This window comes from Pantoea sp. FN0305, assembly GCF_050113845.1.
In the GTDB taxonomy this organism is placed as follows: domain Bacteria; phylum Pseudomonadota; class Gammaproteobacteria; order Enterobacterales; family Enterobacteriaceae; genus Mixta; species Mixta alhagi.
In genome coordinates, this window is sequence record NZ_JBNJSN010000012.1 from 24,380 (window position 1) to 49,792 (window position 25,413).

Annotated in this window: 22 protein-coding genes and 3 tRNA genes; 14 read left to right on the forward strand and 11 right to left on the reverse strand. The window is 55.5% G+C overall.

The genetic code is table 11. From position 1 onward, the window contains the following. Window positions 1-4: 4 nt before the first annotated feature. The 8 genes from tssM to ACQE3Y_RS18985 form a co-directional block, all read right to left on the reverse strand. Window positions 5-3,628, reverse strand: coding sequence for a type VI secretion system membrane subunit TssM (gene tssM, locus ACQE3Y_RS18950; RefSeq protein ID WP_426982279.1), 3,624 nt, complete (start codon window positions 3,626-3,628; stop codon window positions 5-7). Between the two features lie 3 nt (window positions 3,629-3,631). Further along, window positions 3,632-4,870 (reverse strand): DotU family type VI secretion system protein, encoded by a 1,239-nt coding sequence (locus ACQE3Y_RS18955; protein WP_426982280.1) that lies wholly within the window; start codon window positions 4,868-4,870, stop codon window positions 3,632-3,634. A gap of 21 nt (window positions 4,871-4,891) precedes the next feature. Beyond that, window positions 4,892-6,235 carry a type VI secretion system baseplate subunit TssK gene (gene tssK, locus ACQE3Y_RS18960; RefSeq protein WP_426975145.1) on the reverse strand — a complete coding sequence of 448 codons (1,344 nt, stop codon included), beginning with the start codon at window positions 6,233-6,235 and terminating at the stop codon, window positions 4,892-4,894. A 12-nt stretch (window positions 6,236-6,247) separates the two neighbouring features. Next, window positions 6,248-6,772 (reverse strand): type VI secretion system lipoprotein TssJ, encoded by a 525-nt coding sequence (gene tssJ / locus ACQE3Y_RS18965; RefSeq protein ID WP_426975146.1) that lies wholly within the window; start codon window positions 6,770-6,772, stop codon window positions 6,248-6,250. A gap of 23 nt (window positions 6,773-6,795) precedes the next feature. Further along, window positions 6,796-7,302 carry an SH3 domain-containing protein gene (locus ACQE3Y_RS18970; protein WP_250651725.1) on the reverse strand — a complete coding sequence of 169 codons (507 nt, stop codon included), beginning with the start codon at window positions 7,300-7,302 and terminating at the stop codon, window positions 6,796-6,798. 921 nt (window positions 7,303-8,223) lie between these two features. Continuing rightward, the gene (gene yjjG, locus ACQE3Y_RS18975) at window positions 8,224-8,904 is read right to left on the reverse strand and encodes a pyrimidine 5'-nucleotidase (protein WP_426975148.1); all 681 of its coding nucleotides are present in this window, start codon (window positions 8,902-8,904) and stop codon (window positions 8,224-8,226) included. A 47-nt stretch (window positions 8,905-8,951) separates the two neighbouring features. Continuing rightward, a complete protein-coding gene (gene rimI, locus ACQE3Y_RS18980; RefSeq protein ID WP_426975149.1) occupies window positions 8,952-9,392 on the reverse strand; it encodes a ribosomal protein S18-alanine N-acetyltransferase in 441 nt (146 codons plus the stop codon). Next, window positions 9,361-9,774 carry a DNA polymerase III subunit psi gene (locus ACQE3Y_RS18985; protein WP_426982281.1) on the reverse strand — a complete coding sequence of 138 codons (414 nt, stop codon included), beginning with the start codon at window positions 9,772-9,774 and terminating at the stop codon, window positions 9,361-9,363. Before ACQE3Y_RS18985 ends, rimI begins: the two co-directional genes overlap by 32 nt. A 107-nt stretch (window positions 9,775-9,881) precedes the next feature. Between ACQE3Y_RS18985 and rsmC the strand changes: the two genes are divergently transcribed. The 4 genes from rsmC to ACQE3Y_RS19005 all read left to right on the forward strand — a co-directional run bounded on the left by rsmC (window position 9,882) and on the right by ACQE3Y_RS19005 (window position 11,388). After that, window positions 9,882-10,934, forward strand: coding sequence for a 16S rRNA (guanine(1207)-N(2))-methyltransferase RsmC (rsmC, locus tag ACQE3Y_RS18990; RefSeq protein ID WP_426975151.1), 1,053 nt, complete (start codon window positions 9,882-9,884; stop codon window positions 10,932-10,934). Between the two features lie 132 nt (window positions 10,935-11,066). Continuing rightward, window positions 11,067-11,153, forward strand: a tRNA-Leu gene (locus ACQE3Y_RS18995). Between the two features lie 34 nt (window positions 11,154-11,187). Further along, window positions 11,188-11,274: transfer RNA gene (locus ACQE3Y_RS19000), tRNA-Leu, on the forward strand. A 27-nt stretch (window positions 11,275-11,301) separates the two neighbouring features. Continuing rightward, window positions 11,302-11,388, forward strand: a tRNA-Leu gene (locus tag ACQE3Y_RS19005). A gap of 196 nt (window positions 11,389-11,584) precedes the next feature. Here ACQE3Y_RS19005 and ACQE3Y_RS19010 read toward each other — a convergent pair. Beyond that, complete coding sequence (locus tag ACQE3Y_RS19010; RefSeq protein WP_426982282.1) at window positions 11,585-11,869, reverse strand: DUF1435 domain-containing protein; 285 nt, start codon at window positions 11,867-11,869, stop codon at window positions 11,585-11,587. Between the two features lie 239 nt (window positions 11,870-12,108). Here ACQE3Y_RS19010 and ACQE3Y_RS19015 point away from each other — a divergent pair, with 239 nt between their 5' ends. From ACQE3Y_RS19015 to ACQE3Y_RS19040, 6 genes are all read left to right on the forward strand, one after another. After that, window positions 12,109-13,197, forward strand: a complete 1,089-nt coding sequence (locus ACQE3Y_RS19015) for a diguanylate cyclase domain-containing protein (RefSeq protein WP_426982284.1) — start codon at window positions 12,109-12,111, stop codon at window positions 13,195-13,197. A 385-nt stretch (window positions 13,198-13,582) separates the two neighbouring features. Next, window positions 13,583-14,377, forward strand: coding sequence for a siderophore-iron reductase FhuF (gene fhuF / locus ACQE3Y_RS19020; protein WP_426982285.1), 795 nt, complete (start codon window positions 13,583-13,585; stop codon window positions 14,375-14,377). A 125-nt stretch (window positions 14,378-14,502) separates the two neighbouring features. Then, the gene (locus ACQE3Y_RS19025; protein WP_426975156.1) at window positions 14,503-14,979 is read left to right on the forward strand and encodes a YbaK/EbsC family protein; all 477 of its coding nucleotides are present in this window, start codon (window positions 14,503-14,505) and stop codon (window positions 14,977-14,979) included. 62 nt (window positions 14,980-15,041) lie between these two features. Continuing rightward, window positions 15,042-15,575, forward strand: coding sequence for a DUF2946 family protein (locus tag ACQE3Y_RS19030; protein ID WP_426982286.1), 534 nt, complete (start codon window positions 15,042-15,044; stop codon window positions 15,573-15,575). 44 nt (window positions 15,576-15,619) lie between these two features. Next, entirely contained in the window at window positions 15,620-17,026 is a 1,407-nt protein-coding gene (locus ACQE3Y_RS19035; RefSeq protein ID WP_426975158.1) for a PepSY-associated TM helix domain-containing protein, read from the forward strand. Window positions 17,027-17,221: 195 nt separating this feature from the next. Beyond that, window positions 17,222-17,776, forward strand: coding sequence for a histidine phosphatase family protein (locus tag ACQE3Y_RS19040; RefSeq protein WP_426982287.1), 555 nt, complete (start codon window positions 17,222-17,224; stop codon window positions 17,774-17,776). Window positions 17,777-17,836: 60 nt separating this feature from the next. On the opposite strand, the gene ACQE3Y_RS19045 is transcribed toward ACQE3Y_RS19040, so the two are convergent. Further along, a complete protein-coding gene (locus ACQE3Y_RS19045; protein WP_426982288.1) occupies window positions 17,837-19,381 on the reverse strand; it encodes a methyl-accepting chemotaxis protein in 1,545 nt (514 codons plus the stop codon). 124 nt (window positions 19,382-19,505) lie between these two features. Further along, window positions 19,506-20,438: a LysR family transcriptional regulator gene (locus ACQE3Y_RS19050; RefSeq protein WP_250652663.1), complete on the reverse strand. Its 933-nt coding sequence runs from the start codon at window positions 20,436-20,438 to the stop codon at window positions 19,506-19,508. A gap of 100 nt (window positions 20,439-20,538) precedes the next feature. Here ACQE3Y_RS19050 and ACQE3Y_RS19055 point away from each other — a divergent pair, with 100 nt between their 5' ends. The 4 genes from ACQE3Y_RS19055 to ACQE3Y_RS19070 all read left to right on the forward strand — a co-directional run bounded on the left by ACQE3Y_RS19055 (window position 20,539) and on the right by ACQE3Y_RS19070 (window position 25,270). Next, entirely contained in the window at window positions 20,539-20,928 is a 390-nt protein-coding gene (locus ACQE3Y_RS19055) for a tautomerase family protein (protein WP_426982289.1), read from the forward strand. Between the two features lie 156 nt (window positions 20,929-21,084). Next, entirely contained in the window at window positions 21,085-22,851 is a 1,767-nt protein-coding gene (locus ACQE3Y_RS19060; RefSeq protein WP_426982291.1) for an FAD-dependent oxidoreductase, read from the forward strand. Next, window positions 22,841-23,680, forward strand: a complete 840-nt coding sequence (locus tag ACQE3Y_RS19065) for a class I fructose-bisphosphate aldolase (RefSeq protein ID WP_426975163.1) — start codon at window positions 22,841-22,843, stop codon at window positions 23,678-23,680. Before ACQE3Y_RS19060 ends, ACQE3Y_RS19065 begins: the two co-directional genes overlap by 11 nt. Before the next feature lie 90 nt (window positions 23,681-23,770). Beyond that, on the forward strand, window positions 23,771-25,270 hold the full coding sequence (locus tag ACQE3Y_RS19070; RefSeq protein WP_426982292.1) for an FGGY-family carbohydrate kinase: 1,500 nt from the start codon (window positions 23,771-23,773) through the stop codon (window positions 25,268-25,270). Window positions 25,271-25,413: the final 143 nt, after the last annotated feature.

The following is a 25,413-nucleotide window of genomic DNA, read 5'->3' on the forward strand; positions in this document are numbered from 1 at the left end:
GCGGTTATGGGCATGCGAAACCAGGAAGCTGGAACGGGTTCCGAATACTGTTCGGGGTAAATTCCAGGGTTATGCGGTGTCCATCGATATTGAAGGTTGCCTGACGGCTAAGGCTGTTGCTGCCCGAGGTCAGCTGCGCACGATCGAAAAAGCGGTTCAGCGCCCAGGCGCCGTTGGTAACCAGCGTAGAGGTAGTGCCATCCACCAGCCCCAGTTGCATACGCACCTGACGCGTGCCGCCGTTACCGGGCCAGCTCATCAACTGCACCGCCTGCGGGCCGTGGCTGTAACGCAACAGCTGTCCGTCAACATCCAGCGTCAGGTTGAGAATGTTGTTATCCATACGCACCGTGCGGATGGTGACGCGGAACGAAGGCGTAGTGGCGCCGTTGGCAAAGAAGGCGTCACGAATGCTCTGCGCCTGCTGGAAAGGACGCAGTAACCCTTCGCCACCCGGCAGGCTTTTACCATCAATGCCCGGCATAAAACGCCAGCTTGCATGCGTGGTATCCACTTTCGTCGCCAGATTATCGCGGAAGAAGCTATCCATAAGCCCGGTGCCTGGAGCAAACATGCGTGCCAAATCGTCCGGTGTGACTTCACTTCGGGCCGAACGCACCAAAGGGTAACGACCGGCTATCGCCTGGCGGCAGAAGCTGCCGACCTCAACGTTAATGCGCTTGCGTACGTTTTCCATATCACGCCGCTGCGCATCACTGCTGGCACCCACGGCCATGTTGGTAAACATATTTTGCAGCGATCCCGGTAATCTGCCGGCGCTCGCCTGCAAACGGCTGATCGCGTCACCCGGCGGTGGCGGCATTCCGCTATTGGCCGCATCCTGTACCGCCGTTAAATAGCGATAAAGCTCGTCGATCTGTTTGAGGAAATCATCAAAGACGATGGTTTTTCCGCCCTGCTCCAGCGGCTGAGCCAGTTCGATAATCGGCGCGTAATGTTCGGTCACGCGCTGCTCTGGCGTCTGCTGCTGGGTCGCGGCTCCCTGAGCGGGCTGGCGAGAGCGGAACAGCGCCTCCAGCGTGCGGGTCGCGCTATTGCCTTTTTTGTCCGCCTGCTGCGGATCTTTTTCCGCTGGCAGACGCTCCAGCATCAGCATGTGGCTGAGGTTAATAACCAGCTTACGTAACGGCGAACTGTTGCTGGAAAGCAGGCGCGCACTGTTAATGCGCTGCGACAGATCGGCACTATTGTTCAACTGAATATCGGTTAGCAGATTATCCCAGTGACGGATAAAATCGCTCATATAGAGCTGACGCACGGCGTTATCGGTTTGTGCTTTATCCTCATCCGCCACCGCACCGCCTAATACCCACGCATCATCCTGATGCAATGCCGCTGTTACCGCCGCAATATTTTTATCGAAGTTGTTCCAGTAACCTTGCGGCGTATAAAGGCCGGGAATGCCTTCGCTAATCGCTTTGCCGCTTTTGCGAGTAAACACTAACTCACTTTGCGGCCCGCCCAGGTCGGCAAGTGAAACCGACGACAGATTTTCATCCTGTTCCAGCAGACGTCTGAGGCGGCCATAAACCCGGCCAGACAAGGGCATCTGATTAATCAGCGCCTGCTCGCGCTTTACCAGCGCCTCATCCCGGGCATAAGGCGAGGCCTGAATCTGCGTTTCCAGCAGCTGCGCCAGATGTCGATCCAGCTGAGCGATCTGCGTCTGAGTAATGTTTTGTGGCAGGTTGCGCCGCACGTTCAGCATGACCCAGGCATGCAGAAATTTACCATCGTAGTGCTGCGGCTGATAAAGCATCTGATACGCTTTTAACGCTTCATAGCTGTAGTCCGCATCGCTGCCATTATCGTTGCGTAACCAGCTGGTAATCAGTTGGGCGACCTGTGGCAACAGCAGCTGCTTTAACGATTTTTGATAAAGCGTCTGGCTGGCATCACTGACCTCGACGCCGCGATAAAGCCCCATGCGACGCGTTATCGGTGGATCGTTAAGATCAAACGCCTGGCTTTCCGGCAGTGCCAGCACGCTGTCCAGGAACGGCAACAGAGCAAACAGATCGCTTTCGCCACTGGCCTGCAGATTTTTGCTCTGCGCTTCGACGGTTGGCACTTTCGCCTGCACTTCCTGCAGATAGCTTTTATTGTTGCCGTAGCTGGTGAACCATAGCAGCGAAACCACAATCAACAGCGCCAGCAGAGCAGCGTAGCCTGACCACAGCACGGCGCGGTTGCGCAGCTCCCACCAGCGGTTGCTGCCGGCCAGCCCCGCCTCCTGAAAGATTACGTTGGTCAGCAAATCCTTCAGGAAGAAGCTCTGTCCTTTGGCTGCCGGAATCGGCGCCTCTTTCTGTACGCTATTCCAGGCCCCGCTGTTACCGCCCTGCTCATCCACCTGCGGCAGATGCAGCGCGCGGCTCAGCTCGCCCATCACGCGATCGAAAGGCAAGCCTTCCTGCGTGCCGCTGGCAAAATAGATGCCGCGTGGCGAAAACTGGGTTTCAAAATTGGATCGGGCGAACACCATGTTGAGATAGTCAGCCAACAGCGGACGCAGTGCAGCAAACTCCTGCGGGAAAAGATAACTTTCTGCGCGTGCCTGAGCGTCGCTTTCCATAATCAGCGTATCCGCCAGACCTGCGTCAAGGCGCTGTTGCAGCAGCGCATACTCCTGCGTAAAAGCGCTGGCTAAATCAAAGTCGGCCTGCTTTGCGCGCTCCCAGGGAAAGGTAAAGCCCCAGATTTGCTCGCGCTGCGCTTTGTCCAGCTTAGAAAACCAGGCACGGAATCCTTTTAACAGATCCGCTTTGGTCACCAGCACGTAGACCGGAAAGCGAATGCCCAGTTGTTCATGTAGCTCCATCAGGCGCTGGCGCAAATTGATCGCCTGCTGCTGTGAAGCCTCTGCCGACTGAGTTAACAGATCGGAAACGCTAATGGTGACAATCACGCCGTTAATCGGCTGACGACCACGATACTTGCGCAGCAGATCGACAAATTTTTGCCATTCGCTGGCATCCTGCGCCTGCTGGCTCTCCTGCATGGTGTAACGACCAGCGGTATCCAGCAGCACCGCCTCATTAGTAAACCACCAGTCGCAGTTGCGGGTGCCGCCAATGCCGCGCAGCGCCGTTTTGCCGAAGCGATCCGCCAGCGGAAACTGCAGCCCGGAATTCACCAGCGCGGTGGTTTTACCGGCGCCGGGCGCACCGATAATCACATACCAGGGAAGCTGATAAAGATACTGGCGGCTAAAGCGCTGCGCCCAGAACGGATTGCCACGGCCTGCGCGATTGAAGTGCGCTTTTTTTAATAGCTGAGAAGCCTCATCAAAGCGCTCGGCCAGTACCTGTTCTTCATTGGTCAGCCGTTTGCGATCACTGCCGTCAGGCTGCTCGCTGCTGCTCAGGCTGCCCATCAGCTTGCGGTTGATCCAGGCGTTATACAGGCGTGGCGCCAGGTTGCTGATACCCCACACTACATAGAGCAGGCCAATACTGATAAGACGATTCTGCTCTGACTCAAGCGGGCGTGAATCCACAATGGAAAAAACCGGCCCGATCACCCAGATAATAAAAGAGAGCGCGGTAATGCCGACAAAGCCCCACATCAACCGGCTGGTTATAATGGAAAACAAAATATTCAGCATCTGTTAGTTCCCTTGCTGCAGTCCATTCAGCTCCGCCCGCGTGTTGTCTGGCGAAACTAACAGGATGATCTCCACCCGGCGATTTCGGGCGCGGTTCTCAGCCGTGGTATTTGGCACCAGCGGATTGGTTTCGCCCCGCCCTTCTGCTCTGGCGCGCGCCGGTTGCGACAGATGCTTTTGCAGCATCTCCTGCACCGACTGCGCACGCGCCAGTGACAGCGCATAGTTAGAGGCAAAACGTGCGCTGCGAATCGGTACGTTGTCGCTGTAGCCAATGACCAGAATTTTCCCGCTGACGTTATCCATCGCCTGCGCCACACGGTCGATCACCGTTTCATAACGATCACGCACCGCAGTAGATCCAGAAGCGAACAGGCCATCGCCTTTCAGCGTGACGACGCTTTGATCCGCCTCGTCACGTACAGCTACCAGACCCTGTTCAATTTCAGGACGCAGGAAGGCGCGCAGATTAAGCACCGCAGGCGCGCGCGGCGCAGGATTATGAATCGTGACTTCCGGCAGCGGCGTTTGATACACCGAGGCCAGCACCGGGCTGGTGTAATCGCCCAGCCGCCAGTTGAGAATGATATAGAGCAAACAGGCGATAAAACCGGCAAGCGCCGCGCAGGCCCAAAGCGGCACCACCGGACGCCACATTTTGCGCATCACCGGGCGATCTTCCGGATGCGGCGACAAGGGCGCCGGGTAGCCGCCGCGCACGCCACGGATCATCTGCAGCAGACGCTGTTTGATGGTCTCGAGCTGTGAACGGCCATTGTCCAGCACGCGGTAACGCCCTTCAAACCCCAGCAACAAGCAGTAGTTAATCAGCTCCAGCAGGTAGATATGCTCACGCGGGTTTTGCGACAGCTTCGCCAGTAGCTGAAAAAATTTCTCGCCGCCCCAGGTTTCGTTATGAAAGGTGACCAGCAAACCGTTGCCGGGCCAGACGCCACGACTTCCCCACGGCGTAAGCGCCGCCGCCTCGTCCAGCGCAGTACACAGGCAATAGCGCGCACCGACGATAACCTCATAGGGCAGCCCGGCGCGCTGGCTGTTTTTTTCAAAATGCCTGACCTGATCGATCAGTCGTTGACGCAGTGCGGCCGGATCGTCATGAGATACGGAATGGCGAATCTGGGGAATTGCATTAAGCAAAGGGTTCGCGGCGGCGACCAGCGGGTTATTGCTGTTCGCCCCGGAAAAAGCGGCATCGCTGCCGGTGAAATGTCGTTCCTGCATGGTGAGCGCTCATTATTCGTTTCAGACGGACTGGCTGCGAATAGCCCAGAACTCCATATCCAGGCCGGGAAACTCACCGGCCAGATGAAGCGCAAACGCGCCCGATCTTTCCATCTCTTTCCATAGTTCGCCGCCTTTCTCCAGCTCGAAGTAGCTGTAGCCGGCATGCCAGGGGATTTGCGGCGGCGCGGTCGGCATGGCGCGCAGCATCATACCCGGCAGCTGAAGCTGCACCAGATCGCGAATTTTCGTTACCGGCGCCACTTTCATTTGCGCCGGGAAGTGGGTTTGCAGCGCCTCGGCAGGCACATTGGCGCGTACCGCCAGTACAAAGCCGAATTCGCGCACCATAGAGGATTCCGGCACCGTTGCCACATTCAGGCCGTGAGAGCGCTCGGTCAGCGGTAGCTGAATCGCGCTCTCTTCCATTACCAGCGACAGCCCCTGACGCAGCATCAGCATCAGTTTGCTAAAGCTGCGGGCAATATCGTCGTGATCGTAGACAGGCAGAGAAACATCCGGCGCTCGCTGTGGCGTCCAGCTTGCCAGCTCGCAGGCAAATGCCAGCCAGTGGCCGAACAGCTGTTCCGGATGCAGCAACGGTAAATTTTTCAGATGGGAGACCAAACCAAGATGATGATTCACTAACGCCAGCAGCATGAAATCGACCATTTCTGCGGTATTAAACCGCCCCGTCTGCTGCAAACGCTGGCCGATTTGCTGGCTGCGCTGCGCCAGCAGTCCATGCATATCATTCAAATAATCAAACAGCTGGGGATGGTTAATCGCATTAAGCATCGGAGGGATAAAGCCGGTGTCGAGCCGTAGCTGACGGTCGCTGCGCTTTTCAATCACGCGCGCCACGCCAATCGCCGTCCATTCCGCCGTCAGCTCGCTTTCCAGCATCAGTTTCAGGCGTAGCTTGCCGAACTGCACCGCCGCCGGGCCAACGGAAATAGCGTTAAAGTCATCGACTTCTCGTTCGAAGCTGAGATAGCGCGCCAGCGAATCCGCCGCCTCGCTAAAGATGACGTCTTCACGTCCACCGCGCCGCGCCGGTAAGGCCAGCACAACTTTGACATTGGTTTGGTTATCCGCAATCTCCAGCGGCGCGGGAGCCTGGCGCGGATCCAGAAAGGAAAAATGCGTACCGTCCGGCAGTAGGCCGCTGGCAGCACTCAAGGCAATTTTTCCCTGACGTAGCATCGCCTCGTCAAACTCCAGATCGGTAAAGCCCCACAGATAAGGTCGCTGTGTGGCTCCCCAGTCGCGCAGGGTGCTTTGCAGGTAGCTTTCCGACTGCTGAAAGTGATGCGGGCGCAGGAACATGCCTTCGCTCCAGACCACCTTTTCTGCTTTGTTCATAATGGCTTTCCGTTATTCAGGCGTTGACTCTGCTTTGCTCGCAAGATGTACGCCGCTATCGTCAGCAACGATCCTGGCCTGCAACGCATCCGCTTCCCTGTACCAGCCGTTGGTTGGCTCGCTCTCGTCCGCATTGGGCAGCGGCAGAGAAAGACGCCATTTTTTACCATTAAGCGACTGATACTCGGCCATAACGCCGATATAGCGGGCATCCGCTGTACGTTGACCGCTAAGGGTTTTATTCAGTTGACCTGGCAACAGGAAAAACTGCTCGCTAGTGAGCAGATTGCTACCCAGCACGGTTTGCGCGCTATTTTGCAGCGAATAAAAATCCGCAGACATAAAGTCGGCATCCGATTTCAATAACAGCACTCTGAACTTCAGCGGTGCCGAGTTATTGACGGGTGGGTGCGCCTGAAATAACAGACTGTAACGGGAGGGATCGTTGTGTGTAGATGACATACAGCCTGTCAGCAAGGTAAGCGCCGCCAGGAAAAGCGCCTGAATACTCAGGCGCAAAAAAGAACGTGGTTTCATAATGGGTTACCCATTAGAAATGATTAATCGATAATCCAGGTACCGCTGTTGCTGTTCTGGCAGGCTTTACTGTCGCCATCAACTGCAACGCAGGTTTTCTTCTTGCTGGCAGAGGTAGCGCGCACGCGCTTACGGCGCTGGTCAGCCTTGATGGTGTCATTGTACAGCTCGCTTTTCACCACGGCGCGCAGCGGCACATAGCCGATCAGCTGCTCCTGATCTTTTTCTGCAATCGCGTACCAGTTGTTTTCCACGCTGCCCAGCACGGTATAAGGCTGCGCATTTTCCAGCTGACGCACCAGCTTGCCGCCGAAGTCGGGACGGCTCATCACTGAAGCGTTATACAACGCGCGATACTCTTCATTAATCGGCGTAAAAGTTTTTGGCGGGGTGATCGCATGGCGATAGGTCAACGTAACGCCATCAACGGTGCTGGACACAATTGTGTCGTCCGTGACAGGCGGTGGCGACTTACAACCCGCAACGCTTAATACAAAAAGCAGACCTAATGCGATTCGAATTTTCACCATGATCCTCATGAAGTTATCTCAAGTAATTAACAAAACGGGAATAAGCCGCCAACTATAAACAGCGTTGCCCATCCAGAAGCAGAAAAAAAGCATAGCTATGGCTGGCCGTGCCAGATAAAAGCACAGCAAATAAGATTATCAGCTCCGACAGAGCCAGAAGAAGAATTTATACGTTAATAGGACGATACATGCCTGTTACATCGCAACAAATCTCAGATTTGAGCCATGCACAAAGAAGATTGGTTACCGGAAACACGTTTTACGCTCCCTGTCGGTGAGGGTTTGATGAATATCCCTCAACCATTATGGCTGCTCCCTACTTGCATTCCTGGTATTCTCTGGTGAAAAGTTCTGACTGACCGTGCTAAAAGCGCGTGGTCATGCATGCATGTCTTCATGCTGCTGAAAATCTGCGGCCGATGTCAGATAAGAAGAAAAGTGTTTGAAATTCAGCCTTAAGCTGATACTGGATTCAGCCATTGCTACCGCACGAGGTTGCAAAGCAAACCCCGGGTCTGGTGTTTTTTTATGTTCAGGCTGTCCTGTTTCGCGCAAGTTTACATAGTCTTTGCGATAATTCAACGAGCGCGTAGCAAAGGGTTTTATATTAGTAAAGTTTAACCAACAAGATTAAGGTAAATTCTGATTATTCTTAGCACTTTCCATAGGAATATTCCTACAAAATATCAGAAAATTTGTACTCGCATCGCAAAAAAGGTCAAGAATGGCTAAAAAATGGTCACTTCTGTACAATTATTTTTTTCACCTCTGGACCTGATTTCTTCTATTTTGTTTCTAACAAACCGGTTTAAAATGCGATAATCAGTTATTAATATTGAGTTAACTCAAATCAGCAATAAAAAAAGCGACCCACAGGTCGCCTTAGTAGAATTTCAAACTAAAAAATACTGGAATCAAAACTTAAGCAAATAAAATGGATTGCAGCTCCTGGAGCGAACTGACCTGCCAGTCAGGCGTAATCGCTGCGGGCTTTTCTCTGCCGTCCGCATTCAACCAGCAGGTCTTCAGGCCTGCATTAATGCCGCCTAAAATATCCGAATCAGGATTATCCCCGACCATCAGCACACGTTCAGGCGCGGGCCGCCCCATTTTTTCCAGCGCATAATCAAAAATCGCCGGATGCGGTTTGGCATGTCCCACCTGCTCGGAAATGACCAGCAGATCAAAGTAATCACGAAAGCCAGTACGCTGGAGACGCACTTGCTGCAATGCGGTAAAGCCGTTGGTGATAATGCCCATCTTCACCTTGCCCTTTAGCGCATTGATCAGGTTTACCGCCCCTTCCAGCGGTACGCATACTTCCGCCATGGCGCTAAGAAAACCGCTGTTTAACGCGTCCGGCGTGACGTTCAGCTTTTCCGCCCAGCCGTTAAAGCGCTGATGCTGCAGTTGCAATGCGGTGATAGCGCCGTTTTGATACTCTACCCACAAGGGTTTATTCACCGACTGATACTCATGGTAATCATCGGTAGTAAAATCAACGTTGTAATCTTTAAACAGCCGTTGCAGGCCGGTAAAAGCGTCAAAGTGAAACAATGTGTCGTCAGCGTCAAAAAGGATCCAGTCCCAGTTTTGTAGCATAGCTTTCTCCTGTTACGGCACGTCAGGAACGCTGCGGCGACCGCCTTTTACAGGCTGAGCGCCATAATCAGAGCATCTTCCCGCCCGTGCGTTGCCGGATAATAGTTTCGGCGCACCGAAACTTCATTAAAGCCGGTCTGTTCATAAAGCGCGATAGCCGCATGGTTGGAAGCGCGAACCTCCAGCCACAGCGTGAAAATATCGCGCTGCTGCAGCTGTTCAATCAGATGATGCAGCAACGCTTTACCCAGCCCCTGACGTTGATAAGCGGGATCTACAGCGATATTAAATAATGTCGCTTCATCCAGTACCCATTGAGTAATGGCGAAAGCAGCCATCTGGCTCTCAACGTCAAGCCGGTAGTTCAGATAACGTTCGCCCTGATTGCTGGCAAAGGTCGCTTCCGTCCAGGGAAAAGCGTGGCTGCGCCGCTCAATAGCGAGCGCCTGCGGAAGGTCATGCGGAGTGAGTAAAGAAATCGACGTCATATTCACAAATCTGTCGCCAGAGGGCACGCTTCGCCTCAGCATCAAAATAGAGCGCCTCAAGCGGCGGCGTGGAAAGTTGTGGACCCTGCTGCATAACCGGTGCTTCGGTTCCCAGCCGCCAGCTGGCGCAGGAGCGATCCTCAGGCAGCATAGCAAGCTGATCCGGCGTCACGCTGACAACCTGCTGTGGCGTAATCGCCAGCGCGCGCAGCACATCGCCCACCAAAGGATCCCCGGTTGTGGGAGGAATATCCGCCACGATCAGCAGGCGCGTCTCCGCCGGCAGCGTTATCGCAATCTCACCCTGTAACGCGCGCGGACGCCGCAGCTTATACTGCGTAATGCCCATTTGCTGTAGTAGCCAGTCACGTCTGGATGACATAGAAATTCCCGTTACGCCCTTATAATGCGCAGCTATGCTAGCAAACCCATCGAACATGCGCCAACAAACCACTATACTCTGCGCTCTGATTTATGAGGAGCTATCTGATGTCTGCTTTTACCCCGGCGAGTGAAGTGATCCTGCGCCACAGTGATGAATGGCAAGACCGCCGCGTGCTGTTTGCCGGCGATTTGCAGGATGACCTGCCTGCGCAGCTGGAAACCCAGCTGAGCCGCGTTCATACGCAATACTATCATCACTGGCAATCATTAAGCCGCAGCATGGGCGATCGTGCGCAGTTTGGCCTGGTAGCCACGGCGGAAGCGATAGCAGAGTGCGATACCCTGATCTATTACTGGCCGAAAAACAAGCCGGAAGCGCAGTTTCAGCTGCAAAACCTGCTATCGCTGCTGCCGCTGGAGAGCGATATTTTTGTTATCGGCGAAAACCGCAGCGGCGTTCGCAGCGCCGAGACTATGCTGGCCTCGTGGGCGGCGCTGAACAAAATCGACAGCGCGCGCCGTTGTGGTCTGTACCATGGTCGCCTGTCGCAGCAGCCCACGTTTGATGCAGACAGTTTCTGGGATGAATATACGCTGGATGACTGCACCATTAAAACGTTGCCGGGCGTGTTCAGCCGTGACGGACTGGATGGCGGCAGCGCACTGCTGCTCTCTACCTTTACGCCGCATACCAAAGGAAAAGTGCTGGATATCGGCTGCGGTGCGGGCGTTCTGGCGACCTTGCTGGCGCGTCATTCTCCTAAGGTGCGCCTGTGGCTGACCGATGTGGATGCCGCCGCGCTGGCCGCCAGTAAAGCAACGCTGGCCGCCAACCAGATCGAAGGTGAGGTGTTTGCCAGCAACGTCTATTCTGATGTCACCGGCCGCTATGACATGATCATTTCCAACCCGCCGTTCCATGAGGGGATGCAAACCAGCCTTGACGCAGCGCGCACGCTGATTCGCGGTGCGGCTCAGCATCTTAACAGCGGCGGTGAGCTGCGTCTGGTGGCGAACGCCTTCCTGCCCTATCCACAGGTGCTGGACGAAACCTTTGGTCATCATGAAGTGCTGGCGCAAACGGGCCGATTCAAGGTCTATCGCGCCGTCTGGGGACGCGATGCCCGCGCGATTAAGGCAGCTAACCGCGACAAATAAGTGCTTATTTCCCGGGGCGCTGCTGTTTTTTACAGCGATCGCAACGCCGCTAATAAATATCTGTTGACGTCCCCGGGAAAAATCTCCAGAATTCGCCTCCGTGGTTGCAGTGCTGCAAAGCATTGCCGGAATGCGAAGGTGGCGGAATTGGTAGACGCGCTAGCTTCAGGTGTTAGTGTCCTAACGGACGTGAGGGTTCAAGTCCCTCTCTTCGCACCAAAAACCACGAAAATTCATATCGCACAGCATCTGCGCGAAGGTGGCGGAATTGGTAGACGCGCTAGCTTCAGGTGTTAGTGTCTTAACGGACGTGAGGGTTCAAGTCCCTCTCTTCGCACCAAATGCGGTGATATGAAGACAATGTTATGCGAAGGTGGCGGAATTGGTAGACGCGCTAGCTTCAGGTGTTAGTGTCTTAACGGACGTGAGGGTTCAAGTCCCTCTCTTCGCACCAATATTGTCACTCTCTGGTTATCACCTCTGTTGCCTTCCCCAGGCCTTACGCCTTCGCTATCAGCGCAACTTATCTTCCCTGTTTTTACTCTCTGAAAGATTGCCTTTCGTTTTCGCATAAATTTCTTATAAAAAGCTATACCACCGCGATGTTAAGCGTTGCCGGGCAGCCCTCCTTAGCCACCTCTGTGCATTAACTATAGCCCGCCTGCATTAACCGATACCGCAGCCAGCGCGCCGGCCAGAGCGATACAGGAAGGCAGCAGGATATAGGGGCGTAGCCGATGATGAAACAGCATGCCTGCCGTAATCAGCAGCGCCGCCAGCAGCAGCCAGCGCCACTGACCAAATGAAAGATTCATCGATGCCACCAGCGGCATCAGCGCCCCGGGCAGAAGAACACTCCATGCGCTTCGCAACCGTTCCCCCATTACCCAGCTTACGCCCCACAATCCACAGGCTGCCATAATCGCCATCAGCATATCCGCCACCACCAAATGATAATGATTACCAGTATCATATGATAGCTTTTATCATTTTGCACTCTTCCTTTGTAGAATCTTTATACACGAAGATGACAGACCAGTTAGAAAGTGATAGATTGCCAGGATTGATCTGATTCCAGACACCAATAATAACTACTCAATACCCTTTCCAGAGTAAATTCATTTACTGTGGTAATGGCGCTTTGATATTTCAGGGCTGTCACGAGTGTATAAAAATGAAATTACAAACGTATGAAGAATTGCTGCACAGCAAATACCGCCTGTCGTTAATGCTTTATCTTTTTTTAAACATGGCAACATCACTTTTTTTTATGTTACCGATAAATAAAGGAGAAAATCTTTCATTCTCTTTGCCGGCAATGCTGATAGTTGTGCTGAGTTTATTGCAATTAGCCTTCTGGATCCTGAAACCTGAAAAAAAATGGCCGCTGTTATCTTTTACCGCTTTAATTATGGGCGGGCTCTGGTCATGGCTGATTGCGCATAAAAGCGAGCTGGTTTTTTATTTTGACGGTAGTTTTTTGCTGATTAGCCTGATGGCGGTTTTTTTTATCGGTACTATCTCCCTGAATGAACACCTGCTGGCGTTTTGCCTGCATATCGCGCCGCCTTCCCTCACCGTCATGCTGCTCGATCGCGGCCAGCATCCGCTGACGCTGCTGTTTACCATCACGCTACCGCTGCTCGGCTTTACGCTTCAGAGTTTGATGCAGCGTCGCAGCGACCATTTCACGCGACGCTTGCTGTTTCAACTGTATGAGGAGAAACAGACCTGGAGCGACCTGAGTATGCTTGATCCGCTTACCGGCCTTTATAACCGTCGCGGCCTGAAGAACCGACTGGAGAACCTTTTAGAGAACCAGACCGGCAGCCACTTCGTTATGCTGCTTGATATCGATAATTTTAAGTCCTACAACGATAACTATGGTCATGCAATGGGCGACCAGGCGCTGACGCGCGTTTCGGCAGCAATTCGTGATGCGGTACGCTCGCGGGATATCGTGACCCGTTATGGCGGTGAAGAGTTTCTGGTTCTGATGACCAATGTTAATGCTTCTATTGCTATGAAGCTGGCAGAGCGTATTCGCCAGTACGTGCTGGATCTGGAAATTCCCCATCGGTTTAACCATCGTGTATCCACACATGTCACCATTAGCGCCGGTATTGCCCCGATAATCGAAGAAGATTTTGAACAGGCATTGGCAAATGCCGATCGGGCTTTATATGTGGCAAAGAATCGCGGCAGAAATACTATTCTTTCCTGGGAAGAGCTTTGCGAAAAAAAGCTGATAACCGCCCGATAGTTCTAATTTAATGGTAAATTCATCATTTATTTGAGGGATTATTTAGCCATGATAAATAATCTCCCTTAATACAAATTAAAAATTAAAAAGCACTTATCCACTCAACCGCGCTAAATAAAAAATCAGTCAGCAACCAACAGAATGCAGGCACTTATTTTTACATTGGCATTTTTACATGCCGGTTGCGCATAGCGCAGAATGATTTTCTGCTTTTGCTAAAAACCTGACTTTTTATCTGGTTATATACGCCAGATCGCTGGAGACATCCTGTCGACAATACAGCGAAACCCCTACTTGCCACCTTATTCCTTCCTGGATACAATCAAGAACGATTATCATTTGTTTTCTTATCCCCATTTCGGTAGTGGATTACACAGGAAGCCCTATGGCCATCGTTACGCGTCAGGCTTATGAGTACGGTTCGTCTCCAGTGATCTTTATGCAGAGCGACAGTTCGCTGAGCGCTGCGCTGCATAGCCTGTTCAGCGAACACCGTTCCTGGTTCCTTGAGTTTATCACCCTGAATGACGCCGCTCCTGGCGATACCCTTATCCAGCCGGAATGGTCACAAAGCGCCCACTTTAATCAGTTGCTGGCGCGCTATGGCGATGAGATCTATCGTGAGCATGCAGATATGCCGCGCGAGGCCAAGCCGCTGCAATCTCTCTGGGCGCAGTGGTATTTTGGCCTTATCGTGCCGCCGCTGATGCTGGCGCTGGTAATGGAAAAACGCGCGCTCGACTGCTCGCTGGAACATTTTCATCTGCAGTTCCATGAAAGCGGCCGTCCGGCAAAGTTCTGGATCGATGTGCATGAAGATGAAGATGCACGCTACCTGAACGCCCATCAACGTATCGATCGACTTATCCAGAAGCATTTGATCCCTGCGGTCCAGGGCATCGAACAGCATGGCGAAATCAACGCCAAACTTATCTGGAATAATACCGGTTATCTGATGCACTGGTTTTTAGGCGAGATGAAAAGCTGGGTAGATGACGCCACGCTGCTTACCCTGGAGCATGCGCTGTTTTTCTCACGCCATTTGCTGGACGGCAGCGATAATCCGCTTTACCGCACCGTCATTCCGCGTGACGGCGCAATGCAGCGTCGCAGCTGCTGTCAACGCTATCGCCTGCCCGCCGTAGAGCGCTGCGGCGATTGCACCCTGAAATCCGTCTGATTTTCCCGCAGAGCAGGCGCGCTCTTTTCTGGTGCGGCGGCGCTTTACCGCCGCCTGACGTTTACAGATCCTCCCGGTTATGGCAGCTTTATCACCCCCGTTTTTATTGTGAAGAGCAACACAACATGAGCCTGGAGTCTGTACGGCACTACTTTGCCGAGCGAGCCCCTGAAATCGCCATCATTGAATTAAACCAGAGCACGGCAACCGTGGCTCTTGCTGCTAAAGCGCATGGCGTTGTGCCAGGACAGATTGCCAAGACCCTGTCGTTAAAAGTGAAGAATCAGGTCATCCTGATCGTGACCGGCGGCGACCTTCGTCTGGATAACCGCAAACTAAAAGAAACCCTGGGCACGAAAGCGCGCATGTTAACCACCGATGAGGTGCTGAACTGGACGGGGCATCCGCCCGGCGGCGTCTGCCCTTTTGGCCTTGAGCACCCTCTGCCGGTTTACTGCGATATTTCCCTGCGACGCTTTGCCGAAGTGCTGCCAGCGGCAGGATCGATTCATAGCGCAGTGCGGATTTCGCCAGAAAGAATGGCGGAGCTTACCGATGCCGTATGGGTGGATGTTTGCCAAAATGATCCGACTTCAGCTTAATTCGTTATTGCTGGGCGGATAATTCGCATACAATTACGCGGTTATTTTTTTCAGGATTTTTTGTGTCGCTGATCTCTTTCGCCATCGCCCGCAGCCGTTTCCCGGCATGGCTGGCGCTGCTGGCTATGCTGCTGCTGTTTGTCGCCCCGGTGATTTCAAAATCGCTGATGGCTCAACACGGCTATAGTTCGCTGATGATGGCGCATATGTCAGCAATGGCGATGAGTGAGCCCACAGAGGCAGAAGACGCGAGCCATGACCAGGGCTGCGCGGCAGACAGTGCCAGGCAACAAAGCCCGCCAGTAGCGGAACATGTTCACCATCATGCGGCTACAGAGATCGCCGCGCTCCCCTCCTTCGCCGATGTTTCCCATCACCGGCATTATCATATGTCGATGATGGACGACAGCGCCTGTGGTTACTGCGTACTGTTAATCCATCTGCCGCTGGACTCCGTTCGCCTGCCGCAGCTCTGGACGCTACTGCAAGAGGCCATTCCAGCCGCTCCTCTCCAGCTACAACCTTTTGTTGCCAGCTGGATCCCGATCTGGTTCCGACCGCGCGGGCCGCCGGTTAGCGGGTATTCACTCGTTTAACCCAACGCCTTCTCTACAGCCCGCAATCGGGCAAAGGAACCATTATGTCGGAAAAAATCGTGCCGACGGCCTCGGCACAGATTGAAAAAACGCAGAATGCACAGGCATTCCTGCAGCTTATGCGTCGGTTACATTTCACCATCGGCCTGTTTATCGGACCCTTTATTTTTGTCGCTGCGCTCACCGGCACGCTCTATGTGTTGACGCCGCAGCTTGAAAATTATCTTTATGCGCAACAGCTAACGACCAATGCGCCAGGCCCTGCCCAGCCGCTGTCAAAACAGATCGATGCGGCGCTGCGTTATACCGGCAGCCAGGCGAAAATTGCCGCCGTGCGTCCGGCATCAAGCGATACGGAAACCACGCGCGTGATGTTCCGCTTCGCGGAGAGCGCGCCGTCAGAAACGCGGGCGATATTTATCGATCCCAAAACGCTGGCGGTACGTGGCGATCTCACCGTCTACGGCACCAGCGGGATTTTGCCGCTGCGTACTACCCTGGATTATCTTCACCGCAGCATGCTGCTGGGCGATCTGGGGCGTAACTATAGCGAATTAGCCGCCAGTTGGATGTGGGTGGCCGCGCTGGGCGGCACGCTGCTCTGGGCAGTACAGCGCACGCCGCGTCGCGTCAGAAAAGAAAGCGCCTCACGTACGCAGCGCCTGCTGCGGCTACGGAGCTGGCATAGCTTACTGGGCGTTGCACTGCTGATCGGGATGCTGTTTCTCTCTGCCACCGGCCTCACCTGGTCACGCTGGGCCGGTGATAATATCAATGTGCTGCGCGCGCATTATGGCTGGCTGACCCCGGCGGTAAATACGCAGCTTGATAGCAGCATGCCGCCGATGATGATGGATGAACATGCTGAGCATCATGGGCATATGATGCATCACACGCCGGATATGCCGTTAAGCGCCGCCCAGTTTGATGGCGTGCTGGCCGCCGCGCGCACCAGCGGTATTGATGCGGCGAAGCTGGAAATCCGTCCCTCTTATCAGGCCAACAAAGCATGGATTGTGGGTGAAATCGATCGTCGCTGGCCAACGCAGGTGGATGCCGTGGCAGTGGATCCCCATACCTGGCGCGTTACCGATAAAATTGAATTCGCGAATTTTGGCCTGCTGGCAAAGCTGACGCGCTGGGGCGTTGATGCGCATATGGGCATTTTGTTCGGCGTTGCGAATCAGCTGGTGCTGGCGCTGTTTGGTCTGGCGCTGTGCGTGCTGATTGTGCTCGGCTATCGTCTGTGGTGGCAGCGCCGTCCCGCGCAGCCGCAACAGCATCCGGCGGATACGCTGATTCAGGCCTGGCAGCGCATGAGCCTTAGCCTGCGCTTGTTGCTGGCGGTGGTGGTAACAGCGCTGGCCTTTAGCCTGCCGGTCATGGGCATCAGTCTGCTGCTGTTTTTATTGCTGGATGCCTGGCGCTGGTATCGCGCGCAGCGGGCGTAACGCGGTGGCAGGCTGGCGTGCGACCAGCCTGCTTTGCATGCTGCAACTCATCACGCCTAAGCTGAGGCTGCGATCCTGAATGGCCTGGCGCAATGACAGCTTGATGACAGGAAAAGTTTTGTAGAAATTATTAACGCAGCCTGGCGAATCACGTGTATTTCAGAGGTCTACAGGAATTAAACATCCAGAGAATCTATGCCGATTATTTTAATGCGTCACGGTAAACCGGGCGGCCTTTCACCTCAGCATCTTTCTGCTAAAGCGATGGCGCAATGGATCGCCAGTTATGACAGTGCGCTCATCAGCGATATGCCACCGCAGCGCTGTATCGACCTCGCCGCACAGGCAGAGATCATCGTTGTCAGTCCGCTGCCGCGTGCGTTGGGCTCGCTGGAAAAACTGGGCCTGCGCGCCACGTACACTGACGCCATATTTCGGGAAGTTGCGCTGCCTGCGCTACCGCTGGCGACGCCCGCGCTTCCACCCACGCTGTGGCTCTCTCTGCTACGTCTGCTGTGGCTGTGCGGCTATTCCGGCTCGGTAGAATCCTTTCGCCATGCGCGTCAACGCGCGAGGCTGGCCGCCAGCCAACTGATTAGCCTGAGCGAACAGGGTACTGTGTTGCTGGTGGGTCATGGAATTATGAATAAGCTGATTGCGCGCGAATTACGTCGGCAGGGCTGGCTGGCAGAAAAACATGCCAGCAGCCGCTACTGGAGCAGCGCGGTTTATCACCGCGGCTTTTTGTAAAGCCAGGACCAAGACATTCTGCCCTCTTCTCCCGGCAGGGAGTTTTAGCAGAACAGCGGCTTAACGAAATACATCGACCGCTTCTACCAGTCGATGCGCCTGATTTTTCATCCGCGCCGAGGCCTGCGCGCCCTCTTCTACCAGCGAAGCGTTGTGATGGGTAATGCGATCCAACTCTTCTACCGCTTTGCCGACCTCGCTCAGGCCAGTGCCCTGCTCACGCGTGGCGGTGCTGATCTGTTGCAGCAGCTCCGTCACGTTCTGCACTTTTTCCACGATATCGGCAATGGTTTCACCGGCCTGATGCACCTGACCGGTGCCAGACGTGACTTTCAACGCGCTGGCAGCGATTAAATCACGAATTTCACTGGCGGCGCTGGCGCTACGTTTTGCCAGATTCCGGACTTCACCAGCCACTACCGCAAAGCCTTTACCCTGCTCGCCGGCACGCGCTGCCTCAACCGCCGCGTTCAGTGCCAGAATATTGGTCTGGAAAGCGATGCTGTCAATCAGGCCGGTAATAGAAGCGATCTGCTGTGAACTTTGCGCGATTTCATCCATTGTGCCAACCACCTGCTTCATCACTTCGCCGCCCTGCACCGCCGCTTTGCTGGCGGTCATCGAATAATTATTCGCCTGCCCGGTACTTTCCGCATTGCTGTTAACCGTGGTGGTCATCTGATTCATGGTCGCAGCGGTCTGCTGCACGCTGGCTGCCGTCTGTTCGGTATGGCTGGCGATTTTTTCATTGCCCTGCGCCAGCTCATCGCTGGCCTGATGCACGCTCATGACCTGATCGCGCACATCTTTAACCAGCCAGCGAAACATCAGGCCCAGCTGCCCTACTGCCCGCAGCGTCATGCCCACTTCATCGACCCGGTCAAAATGATCAACCTGATGAGACGCGCCGGTCGCCACATCCAGCGCCTGCCTGCATACCCTTTCCAGCGGCCGGGAAATTTGCCATTCCAGCCAGCCGCAGGTGATAAAAGCCATCAGCAGCGCCAGACCGCTAAAGGCGGCAAGCGCGCCGCCCTGCAATCCGACGGTTATCGCGCTAAGCGTCATGCTCAGCCAGCAAAAGGCAACGCCGCTGCGAATACGCCAGCGCAGCGGCATCGTTTTCAGCCATGAAAGCGGACTCAATGCACCGCTACGCAGCAGCAGCCCGTGATGCAGCCGCCAGCCGCGCAGTTTACCGTGGCGCATCTGCTGATAAAGCGCCTCCGCCGCGGCCACTTCCTGCTCGTCTGGCTTGATACGCACTGACATATGGCCGGTAATTTTACCGTTACGGATCACCGGCACCACATTCGCCCGTACCCAGTAGTGGTCACCATTTTTACGACGGTTTTTCACCAGTCCGGTCCAGGGCAGCCCCTGCTTCAGCGTTGCCCACATATCGGCAAAAGCCGCTTTCGGCATATCGGGATGGCGCACAATATTATGCGGTTGCCCATGAATTTCATCGCGTTCATAACCGCTGACGTCAACAAAGTCCTGATTAGCATAGGTAATATAACTTTGCGCATCGGTGGTGGTCATGAGCGTGATGTCATCGTCAAGCTGCCATGCCTGTTGCGTAACGTGAGATTGGGTAGTCATAAGACAAGCCTTGTCCTGAATGTTGGAGGTCTAATTGTTTTTCGCAGGGAATTCATCGCACTCATCGGCAACCCCCTGTAAAACTTTAGAAAAGATGCACATTCAGTGTGGGCAACTGTGAAGCTTATCCCACCGTGCCCGTTTGAAAACGCTGCCGTAGCCACTGGCTCAGTTCGGTCACCGCGCGTGGCACCCGCGCCGCCCACGGACGTACGATCCAGACGTGGCGGGCAAACGCACCCTGGATATGCCACTGCGGCAATATCTGACGCAAACGGCCTTCCCCCAGCGCCTGACGTGCGCTGAAATCGGGCAGCATGGCGATTCCCAGACCATCCAGCGCCGCATCACGGATCGATTCGCTGTTATTGGTGGCAAACGGGCCGCTGACATTTACCACCATTTCCTGCTGTGGCTGTGCCGGATCGCTAAAGCGCCAGCGCGGCAGTTCAGTGCCGCGCGGGTAATAAAGGCAGTCATGCTGGCTCAGTTCCTGTGGATGCTGCGGCTCGCCGTGCGCCGCCAGCCAGGCGGGAGAGGCCACCAGCAAGGTCTGCGTTTCGCATAAAAGCTGGGCGACATGGGTTTCCGGCAGCGCATTGCTGTGGCGGATCGCCAGATCGAACCCTTCGCTGGCAAGCGATACCAGTCGATCGGTTACCTCAAGCTGAATGCGCAGCTGCGGATGCAGGCGCAAAAAGTCCCGAATATGCGGCTGAAGCTGCTGACGGGCGAAGGCTACCGGCGCGGTTATTCGTACCAGCCCGCGTAATGGGCCGCTGCTGTCGCGCACGGCGTAAAAACTCTGTTCAATTTCCGCAAAGGGGGCGCGTAGTTCCTGCACCAGTTTCTCACCCGCCTCGGTCAGTCGCACGCTGCGCGTGGTGCGCTGTACCAGCGGGACGCCCGCCAGCATCTCCAGCTGTTTAATTTTCTGGCTCATTGCCGCTTTGCTGACTTCAAGCCGCTCCGCCGCCCGGGTAAAGCTTCCCTGCTCTGCCAGCACCGTAAGCCAGTGCAAATGTAGCCAGAGTGCATCAGTTTTCGTATTCATCAGATTGTTCAAAATAGTAAACAATGCGTTCAACTATAGCGCTTTTTCTCCTTTAAAAGCGCGTGCAGGATAGGGATCCAACCACGCGATAACGGAGAAAAGCATGCCATTACTGCAATTTGATCTGATTGAAGGACGCTCTGAAGCTGAACTGAAAACCTTGCTGGATGCAGCGCATCGGGCAGTGCTGACCGCGTTTGGCGTACCGCCGCGCGATCGTTATCAGATTGTTCATGAAAACAAAAGATTTCAATTGGTCTTTGAAGATACCGGGCTTGGCCTGACGCGCAGCGACAACCTGGTGATGGTACGGGTCTATACCAGCCCGCGCAGCAGTGAACAAAAGCAGCATTTTATGGCCGAGCTGGCCCGCGAACTGGAAAGCAGCTGCGGCGTGCGCGGCAGCGATCTGATGATCAGCTTTATCACCAATGAAAAAGGCGACTGGAGCTTTGCCAACGGTGTCGCGCAATACCTGACCGGTGAGCTGTAACGATCAGGCAGGTTTACAGCATATTATCGATCCGGCTCACAGTTACGTATTTTAAGCCGCTGTTTTTTTGCCCTCTTCTCTCCCGGCGAAAATAATTGCAGAAGCAAGCCGTTAACGCTGAGCCTGCACAAATCGTGGCGGGCAGAGGAGAGAAGAATGCGGAAACAGGAAGTGGTGGTGAAGCGCAGCCGACAGGAAAAACTTGCTGCGCTGCGCCAGCATAATCGCGTGCCGGTGCTGGTTGTCGGTGGCGGCATTAACGGTATCAGCACCTTTCGTGAGCTGGCGCTGCAGGGCATCCCGGTGGTGCTGATCGAAAAGGATGACTGGTGTCAGGCCGCCAGCGGCGCACTGTCGCGCATGATCCATGGCGGTCTGCGCTATCTGGAAACCGGCGAATTTGATCTGGTAAAAGAGTCGGTACAGGAGCGCGATCGGCTGCTGAAAAATGCCCCTCACTATGTTTCTCCGCTGCGTACCACGGTGCCGATCGATAGCTGGGGCGGCGGGCTGATTAACGCCAGCAAACGCTTTCTGCGCCTCGGCGAAAAGCCGACCCGTCGTGGCGTGCTGCTGATAAAAACCGGCCTCGCGCTGTACGATCTCTACACGCGGCAACAGGGCAGCATGCCGCGCCATCGCCTGAACAATACCGCCGAAACCCGCGCCCGCTGGCCCGGCTTTGCCGTCTGGGTGAAATACAGCGCCACCTATTATGATGCGTGGATCAAAGCGCCGGAGCGGCTTGGCGTCGAGCTGGTGCTGGATACGGAACAGAGTAACGCCGGGGCGCTGGCGCTGAATTATGTCAGTCTGGTGTCAAGCGACGGCGAGCGGGTAACGCTGCGTGATAACCTGACCAACACGCTTTTTACCCTTGAACCGCATGTGTTGGTCAACGCTACCGGCGCCTGGATCGATCACCTCAACCAGCAACTGGCCCCGGCCGATCCGCGCCGCCTGATTGGCGGCACCAAAGGATCGCACCTGATCATCGACAGTCCGGCGCTGCTGGCAGAGCTGCGCGATGAAATGGTCTATTACGAAAATCAGGATGGGCGCGTCTGCATTATGTTTCCGTGGTACGGCAAAGTGCTGGTAGGATCCACCGATATTCGCGTCGACGATCCGGAAAATATCGCCTGCACGCCGGAAGAGCAGCGCTATATCCTGGAGTCGCTGCACTTTATTTTTCCACATATCAACGTGAGCGCTGAAGATGTGGTGTACACCTTCTCCGGCGTGCGTCCGCTGCCTGCCAGCGATACGGAAATCAGCGGTCGCATAAGCCGTAACCACTCGCTGGTTTATTTCCCGCCGGATGCCAGCCACGATTTTTCTATCCTGAATCTGGTCGGCGGCAAATGGACCACCTTCCGGCGCTTCGGCGAACAGGCGGCAGATCGGGTATTAAAGCTGCTGGGTGAAAAGCGCCGACGCAGCACCGTCGATATGGCGATTGGCGGCGGTCGTAATTTCCCCTGCCATGAACGTCTGCCGATTTGGATCCGCGAGCTTAGCGATAAATATCAGCTGGCGGAACCGCGTGTGGCTCAGCTGGTGGATCGCTACGGCACCCGTGCCGAACTGCTGCTGCGCCTGATTGCCGCAGAGGACGAGCAGCCGTTGCAGCATCATGCCGACTACAGCGATACCGAGCTGCGCTGGCTGATCCATGAAGAACAGGTGGTCATGCTGGAAGATTTACTGCTGCGCCGAACCGCGCTGGGGATCTCTGGTCAGTTGACGCCGCCGCTAATGGCGGAGATCGCCCATCTGATGGCGCAGGAAATGGCGTGGAGCGACGCCTGTCGCCAGCAACAGCTGGAGATGACGCTCTCCCGTCTGGCGCGCCTGCATGGCGTCTCCGGTCTACGTTTAGCTTGCCAATCCCAACCCGCAGGAGTGTTGCATGTCGGTTAGCGCTAAAGTGCGGCTGAATCGCCTGTTTAAGCAGGGAAAATGCCTGGATGTGGCGATCGACCACGGCATCGCCAATGAACCCGATTTCCTTGTGGGGCTGGAGGATATATCCAGCGTGATGCGTAGCCTTATCGCCGCACAGCCGGACGCCATTCAGGTTAACTACGGTCAGGCCGATCTGCTCCAGCAGGCTGCTACGCCGAAACCGGCGCTGGTGCTGCGTACCGACGTCGGCAACGCCTATAACGCCGCGCGCCATCGGGAAATGTGGGCGGTGTTGCACAATCCGGAAGAGCCGATTCTGGCGGCGCTGCAGTTGGATGCGGCGGCGGTAGTGGTGAATCTCTACCAAATCCCCGATGAACCCGGCATCTTTCGGCAGTGCGTGGAAAATATTGGCCGCCTGCGTCACGCCTGCGATAAATATGCCATGCCGCTGATGATTGAGCCGCTGGTGATGGCGGCGCAGGGTCAGGGGCCAGCCTACGGCTCGCTGGGCGACGCAGCGCAGATAGTGCCGCTGGTGCGGCTGGCGCGTGAACTGGGGGCCGATATCATCAAAGCCGATCCCACAGAAAACGTGGAGGATTTCCACCGTGTGGTGGAGGCCGCGCGCTGCCCAACGCTGGTACGCGGCGGCGGCAAAGGCGAGCTGGGCGCGGTGCTGGAAAAAAGCGCGGCGCTGATGGCCCAGGGCGCAGCGGGCATGGTTTATGGCCGTAACGTTTATCAGCACGATAACCCAACGCGTGTGGTTAAAGCGCTGATGGCGATTATCCATCAGGGCGTCAGCGGCGCGGAAGCACTGGAGATCTACCGCCAGGCCTGACGCCGCTCCGGCGCTTAAGCAGTGCGCCATCGCATCGCCAGAAGGTAAGCGAAACAGTTCGCTTGCCGCCTGTAAACGCGAGGTATTCAGATGAGCCATTGCTTACTCGGCATTGATGCCGGCAATACCATGATCAAAGCCGTGCTGTTTGACACCAGCGGTCAGGTACTGTCGGTGGCGGGCTGCGCCGGAGAAACCCACCAGCCGCAGCCCGGCTACGCCGAACGGCCAGTAACCGATGTCTGGCACGGCGTGCAGCGGGCGGTACGCGACTGTCTGGCACAGGCGGGCGATGCTGCCCGACGGGTGATCGCCGTCGGCGCGGCCGGACACGGCAACGGCCTTTACGCGCTGGATAAACAGCAGCAGCCGCTGCTGGGCATCCAGTCGATCGATATGCGCGCCGCAGGCCTGGTTAGCGAGCTGGAGCAGCAGGGGAATGCGGCGCTTATCTGGCAACGCGCCCTGCAAAAGCCCTGGCCTGCCGCCACGCCGGTACTGCTGCGCTGGTTGAAGCAATACGATCCGGCGTGTTATGCCCGCATCGGCCACGTTCTGTGCGCCAAAGATGTTATTAATCATTTTCTCTGCGGTGCTGTCAGCGCCGACTATTCGGACGCTGCCGGTGCTGGTCTGATCGACTATGCGCAACGCGGCTATAGCGCATCGTTGATGGCGCTGTATGGCGTGGAGGAGGCGCTGGCGCTGTTGCCGCCGCTGAACGAATCCTGTGCGGTAACAGGCCGGGTGACGCCACAGGCAGCCCGTTTAACCGGGTTGCCGGTTGGCATTCCGGTGGTAGCGGGCATTTTCGATGTGGTGGCGAGCGCGGTGGGTTCAGGCGTCGTGAGCTGTGGCGAAGCCTCGATTGTCGCCGGAACCTGGAGCATCAATCAGGTGGTGGTCGAAAAGCCGGAATATCGGCGTCCGGTGTTTATGAATTCCATTATTGAACGCGATCGCTATATGGCGATCGAAGCCAGCGCCACCTCCGCCGCCAACCTTGACTGGTTTGTACGTGAGTTTGATGATGGCCGGGGCGGCCAGGGCGCGATACGCAGCAGCGATCTGGTGGCGCAGGTCAGGCCTGATATGCAGCTGCCGCTTTATCATCCTTACCTCTATTCCGGCCGTAAAGCCGGCCCCGCCAGAGCAGGTTTTTACGGGCTTGGCGGCTGGCATACCCGCGCCGATATGCTGTTTGCGCTGTTTGAAGGCGTAACCTTTGCACATCGCGCCCACATTGATCGCCTGCATGCCGCTGGAATAGCGTTCAGCCAGGCTACCCTTTCCGGCGGCGCAGCGCGCAGCGCCGTCTGGCCCCAGATGTTTGCTGACGTGCTGGGCATTCCCATTCGCGTCGCGACCTGTATGGAGACCGGCGCGCTGGGTGCGGCCATTTGCGCTGGGGTCGGCGTCGGCTTATGGCCGAACCTGACCGCTGGCGTAACCCAGGCAGTTCAGCTTAATCCCGGCGTGCTGCTGCCGGATGAGGCGCGCCATACTTTTCACTCAAAGCGCTATCAGATGTTTAAAAAACTGGAGTTAGCCATGGACGATCTCTGGCATGAGGTCACGTCCGATGTCTGAATTTGCGCGCTCCGCCCGACAGTTGTGACTTCGCGTATTGCAGGGATATGACAGTCAGGATAGATTGAAAAAATTCTGTGATATCCCTGATAAAGAAAGCGAGCCTGGCGCCACTCATGTCGCCCGTTTCCGCATGAGGAAAT

Bases quoted from the DNA above. Each gene is read 5' to 3' on its own strand.
- ACQE3Y_RS19060 (WP_426982291.1), top strand. From the start codon at position 21,085: ATGCGGAAACAGGAAGTGGTGGTGAAGCGCAGCCGACAGGAAAAACTT.
- ACQE3Y_RS19070 (WP_426982292.1), top strand. From the start codon at position 23,771: ATGAGCCATTGCTTACTCGGCATTGATGCCGGCAATACCATGATCAAA.
- ACQE3Y_RS19065 (WP_426975163.1), top strand. From the start codon at position 22,841: ATGTCGGTTAGCGCTAAAGTGCGGCTGAATCGCCTGTTTAAGCAGGGA.
- ACQE3Y_RS18985 (WP_426982281.1), bottom strand. From the start codon at position 9,774: ATGTCATCCAGACGTGACTGGCTACTACAGCAAATGGGCATTACGCAG.
- ACQE3Y_RS19010 (WP_426982282.1), bottom strand. From the start codon at position 11,869: ATGCTGATGGCGATTATGGCAGCCTGTGGATTGTGGGGCGTAAGCTGG.
- rsmC (WP_426975151.1), top strand. From the start codon at position 9,882: ATGTCTGCTTTTACCCCGGCGAGTGAAGTGATCCTGCGCCACAGTGAT.
- ACQE3Y_RS19015 (WP_426982284.1), top strand. From the start codon at position 12,109: ATGAAATTACAAACGTATGAAGAATTGCTGCACAGCAAATACCGCCTG.
- fhuF (WP_426982285.1), top strand. From the start codon at position 13,583: ATGGCCATCGTTACGCGTCAGGCTTATGAGTACGGTTCGTCTCCAGTG.
- ACQE3Y_RS19040 (WP_426982287.1), top strand. From the start codon at position 17,222: ATGCCGATTATTTTAATGCGTCACGGTAAACCGGGCGGCCTTTCACCT.
- tssK (WP_426975145.1), bottom strand. From the start codon at position 6,235: ATGAACAAAGCAGAAAAGGTGGTCTGGAGCGAAGGCATGTTCCTGCGC.
- tssJ (WP_426975146.1), bottom strand. From the start codon at position 6,772: ATGAAACCACGTTCTTTTTTGCGCCTGAGTATTCAGGCGCTTTTCCTG.
- rimI (WP_426975149.1), bottom strand. From the start codon at position 9,392: ATGACGTCGATTTCTTTACTCACTCCGCATGACCTTCCGCAGGCGCTC.
- yjjG (WP_426975148.1), bottom strand. From the start codon at position 8,904: ATGCTACAAAACTGGGACTGGATCCTTTTTGACGCTGACGACACATTG.
- ACQE3Y_RS19045 (WP_426982288.1), bottom strand. From the start codon at position 19,381: ATGACTACCCAATCTCACGTTACGCAACAGGCATGGCAGCTTGACGAT.
- ACQE3Y_RS19055 (WP_426982289.1), top strand. From the start codon at position 20,539: ATGCCATTACTGCAATTTGATCTGATTGAAGGACGCTCTGAAGCTGAA.
- tssM (WP_426982279.1), bottom strand. From the start codon at position 3,628: ATGCTGAATATTTTGTTTTCCATTATAACCAGCCGGTTGATGTGGGGC.
- ACQE3Y_RS19025 (WP_426975156.1), top strand. From the start codon at position 14,503: ATGAGCCTGGAGTCTGTACGGCACTACTTTGCCGAGCGAGCCCCTGAA.
- ACQE3Y_RS19035 (WP_426975158.1), top strand. From the start codon at position 15,620: ATGTCGGAAAAAATCGTGCCGACGGCCTCGGCACAGATTGAAAAAACG.
- ACQE3Y_RS18955 (WP_426982280.1), bottom strand. From the start codon at position 4,870: ATGCAGGAACGACATTTCACCGGCAGCGATGCCGCTTTTTCCGGGGCG.
- ACQE3Y_RS18970 (WP_250651725.1), bottom strand. From the start codon at position 7,302: ATGGTGAAAATTCGAATCGCATTAGGTCTGCTTTTTGTATTAAGCGTT.